Source organism: Mesorhizobium sp. M2C.T.Ca.TU.002.02.1.1 (assembly GCF_003997225.1).
The window spans coordinates 1-3,119 of sequence record NZ_RZTO01000732.1 but is presented as its reverse complement, the minus strand read 5'-3'; the positions used below and the strand labels follow the sequence as shown (position 1 = coordinate 3,119).

The window sequence follows — 3,119 nt, the reverse complement described above, 5'->3', positions numbered from 1 at the left end:
CGCATAGTCCGTCTCGAGGTTGAGCGCGACGGCATTGCGATCGGCGCTCAAAGCGGATTCGTCGTCACCCAGCACCTGGCGGATCTTGGACAGGCTCCAGCGCAAGGCGCCGCGCGGATCGTCGGGAATGTCCCAGAATATCTCGCACAACCGCTCGCGCTGATGCTGCCTGGCGGTGACGGCGAGGTAAGCAAGCAGCGCCCGCGTCTTGCGCGACGGCGGCAGGTCGAGCGGCGCGCCGTCGCGCGTGACCTGAAAATCGCCAAGCACGCGCAGTTGTAGCATCTGCTGGCCGCCGTTCATGCGTTCACGCGCTTGTCGATAGCCATGATCCCCCTTCGGCCCTGGCCGGCGCCGCGAAGGGCAGCCAATAGCAAAATCGGCTAATTTAGGAAAGCGTGGCGCATGGCACCCAGCGCACATGGACCTGAAATGACGCTGTTTGCCGCTCCTCACGTTCTTACCGGAAGGGCTCGCGGCTTGATTATTGTCGCCAGCATCACCCCGACCACAATGAACGCCGCGCCGATCAGATCGTAGTCGTGCAGGCTTTCGCCGAGCAGGAGATAGGCGAGGATGGCGACGAACAATGTCTGCAGATAGAGCAGCATGCTTGCCCGGCTCGCGCCCAGCGTCTCGACGCTTTTGTTGTAGAGATAATACATCAGCGCGCCGCCGGGACCGGCCAGATAGGCGAGCGCGAGCAGGCCATTGCCGTTCAGGGCGGAGCGTTCGTCGTTGAATATTTCCCAGAGATGGAACGGCAGCGCCACCAGCGCCCCGGCGCCGAGCAAGAGGACCACCAGCGGCAGGAGCTCGAGGCCGAATTTGGAGCGGCGCAGCAGCACGGTGTAGAGCGCCCAGCAGAAGGCGCTGCCGACGATCCACAACTCGCCGATGTTGAAGCGCAGGTGCACCAGCGCGTCCAGCTTGCCATGCGCGACGATGACCAGCATGCCGGCAAGCGCGGCAACCGCGCCGAGCGACTTCCAGAGGCCGAGCGGCTCGCCCAGCACGAGGCGCGCCAGCACCATGGTCATGATCGGCGACATTGCCATGATGATGCCCGCCGTGGTGGCGTCGGTGTCGTTCAAGCCATGGTAGATCATGCCCTGGCAGAGCGTCAGGCCGATCGCTCCGACAGCCACGAGCTCCAGCGGCCGGGATTTGAGGAGCGCAATCATCGCGCCGTGATGGCGGTGCACGATCGGCAACAGGATGGCGCAGGCGAGCAAGAGCCGCCAGAAGCACAGCCCCCAGGGCGGCATTTCCGCCGCCACCCATTTGGCCGCGATATAGACGCCAGCCGACAGCAGCCAGCACAGAACGGCGGCGGGATAACCGCCCAGGGAAGGTATCGAGACCGCGGCAGGTTGCTCTGCCGGATGCGCTATCGGTATCGCCTGCATCGCATGCCCCCGTTCGATGAACGCAGCCCAGACGTGAGCGGCAGTCTATCTCATCCCCGGGTTGTTACATATGGCCGCCGATGGGGAGCCATGGTCCAAAGATCAGTGCGGCGTGCCGCTAGCCGGATGCAGCAGGTCCCAGGCCGAGCCGACGCGACCATGGAGCTGCGACGCAAAGCGTTCGGCTTCGGCGTCTTCGAGGCCGTCGTCGACAAGCGCCTCGATGCTTCGCCGCAGCAGGGCGAGCTGCATCTGCCGTGCATGGCCTTTGTCCGTTTCGCGCATGATGGCAGTGACGTGATAGGCCACGACAGGCTGGCCGAGACAGGACAGAAGCGCGCCCGACCCCGCCGTCGCTGCAGTAACCGCTTCCTCGATATTCATGTCGGCGCTCCTCATCAAAGATGCTGGGCGCCTCCCCGGCAGACGGCGGCGATTATCCGCCGCTCCTTTGCTGATTTCGACAGCCGCGCTCATCGCTCACGACCAAAATCAGTATCCTCCAGAACCGTATTAAAGGCGACCGGATAGTTAATTGATGGTTAACGCGAACGGTCGCATCTTAGACGTCTCGCCTGCCCAAACGCATCGGTCAGTGACCGGGGAGGTTGCGCCCGGCCGAAGGCGCGAGGCTCTGCGAACCGGGTACCGAAACCGGCGCGCCTCGAAGCACCCAGTCGGCCGCGATCTGGCCGATCACCGGGGCAAGCTGGATGCCGTAGCCGCCGGCGCCGGCGGCGGTGATCAACGTTGATTCCGAGGCGTCGATCGGCCCGACAAAGGGGCGATGGTCGGCGGTCACCGGGTAGAGGCCCGCCCAGCCCCGGCCGAGCCGCGCTCCAGGCAGGCCGGGAACACGCTCCAGAAGCAACTCCGCCAGATCGACCTTGGACTGCTCTTCGCACTGGTCGTTGTAATTGTCGGGATCCTCGGGCGCGATGGAGTTCACCTTGTGGATCTCGGCGATCAGCTCGCCTGGTTTTTCGTGGCGGAAATTGAGGCCGCTGCCTTCGCCGTTCACCAGGTCCATCACCATCGGCATGGTGTAGCCGAGCGGCTCGTCGAGATGAATGACGACGGCCTCGTGGCGCTCGGGCCAGATGTGCAGGCGCTGGCCGAAAAGCGCTGCGACCTGCGGCGCCCAGGCGCCAGCCGCATTGACCACGGCATCGCAATCCATCGAGCCGCCGCTGGTTTCCAGCGTATAGCCGCCCGGCCGCCGTTCTACGCCGAGCAGCTTGCGGTACTGGCGGATCTCGCCGCCCCTGGCGCGGACGATGCCCGCCAGGAAATTGCACATCTCGTGCGGGTCGAGGAAGCCGTTGTCGGGTCCGAACAATCCGCCTTCGAGCCCATCCGGATTGATATGCGGAACGAGATCCTTGAGTTCATTGGCACGGATCAGGCGCGACCTCAGCCCTGCTTCGGCCTGGATCTCGACCGATCTGGCGAACAGCTCCATCTGCGCCGGCGTGCGCGCGAGCCGCAGATAGCCGATATGGTTGAAGCGAAGCCCCTCGCCCTCCCATTGGCGGAACCGGCGCAGCGAATGGACGCGCAGCATGATCTCGAACGGGTCGGTCAATTGCGATCCGACGACGCCGACCGACCGGCCGCTCGACCCCGAGGCAATCGACTGCGCTTCGAGCACCGTGACGCGGGCGCCCTGCTCGACGAGGTTGAGCGCCGTGCACATGCCCAGTGTGCCCG

Annotated in this window: 3 protein-coding genes and 1 pseudogene; all 4 read right to left on the bottom strand. The window is 64.9% G+C overall.

Features of this window, described 5'->3' with window-relative positions; translation table 11 throughout:
* Window positions 1–285: pseudogene (locus tag EOD07_RS28445) on the bottom strand (alpha/beta hydrolase); the annotation flags it as partial.
* A 167-nt stretch (window positions 286–452) separates the two neighbouring features.
* Window positions 453–1,409: an EamA family transporter gene (locus EOD07_RS28440; protein WP_127237738.1), complete on the bottom strand. Its 957-nt coding sequence runs from the start codon at window positions 1,407–1,409 to the stop codon at window positions 453–455.
* Window positions 1,410–1,511: 102 nt separating this feature from the next.
* The gene (locus EOD07_RS28435) at window positions 1,512–1,793 is read right to left on the bottom strand and encodes a hypothetical protein (RefSeq protein ID WP_245470532.1); all 282 of its coding nucleotides are present in this window, start codon (window positions 1,791–1,793) and stop codon (window positions 1,512–1,514) included.
* 208 nt (window positions 1,794–2,001) lie between these two features.
* Window positions 2,002–3,119, bottom strand: a 1,118-nt coding sequence (locus EOD07_RS28430; protein ID WP_164772616.1) for an FAD-binding oxidoreductase, incomplete at its 5' end; no start/stop codon positions are given.

Bases quoted from the DNA above. Each gene is read 5' to 3' on its own strand.
- EOD07_RS28435 (WP_245470532.1), bottom strand. From the start codon at position 1,793: ATGAATATCGAGGAAGCGGTTACTGCAGCGACGGCGGGGTCGGGCGCG.
- EOD07_RS28440 (WP_127237738.1), bottom strand. From the start codon at position 1,409: ATGCAGGCGATACCGATAGCGCATCCGGCAGAGCAACCTGCCGCGGTC.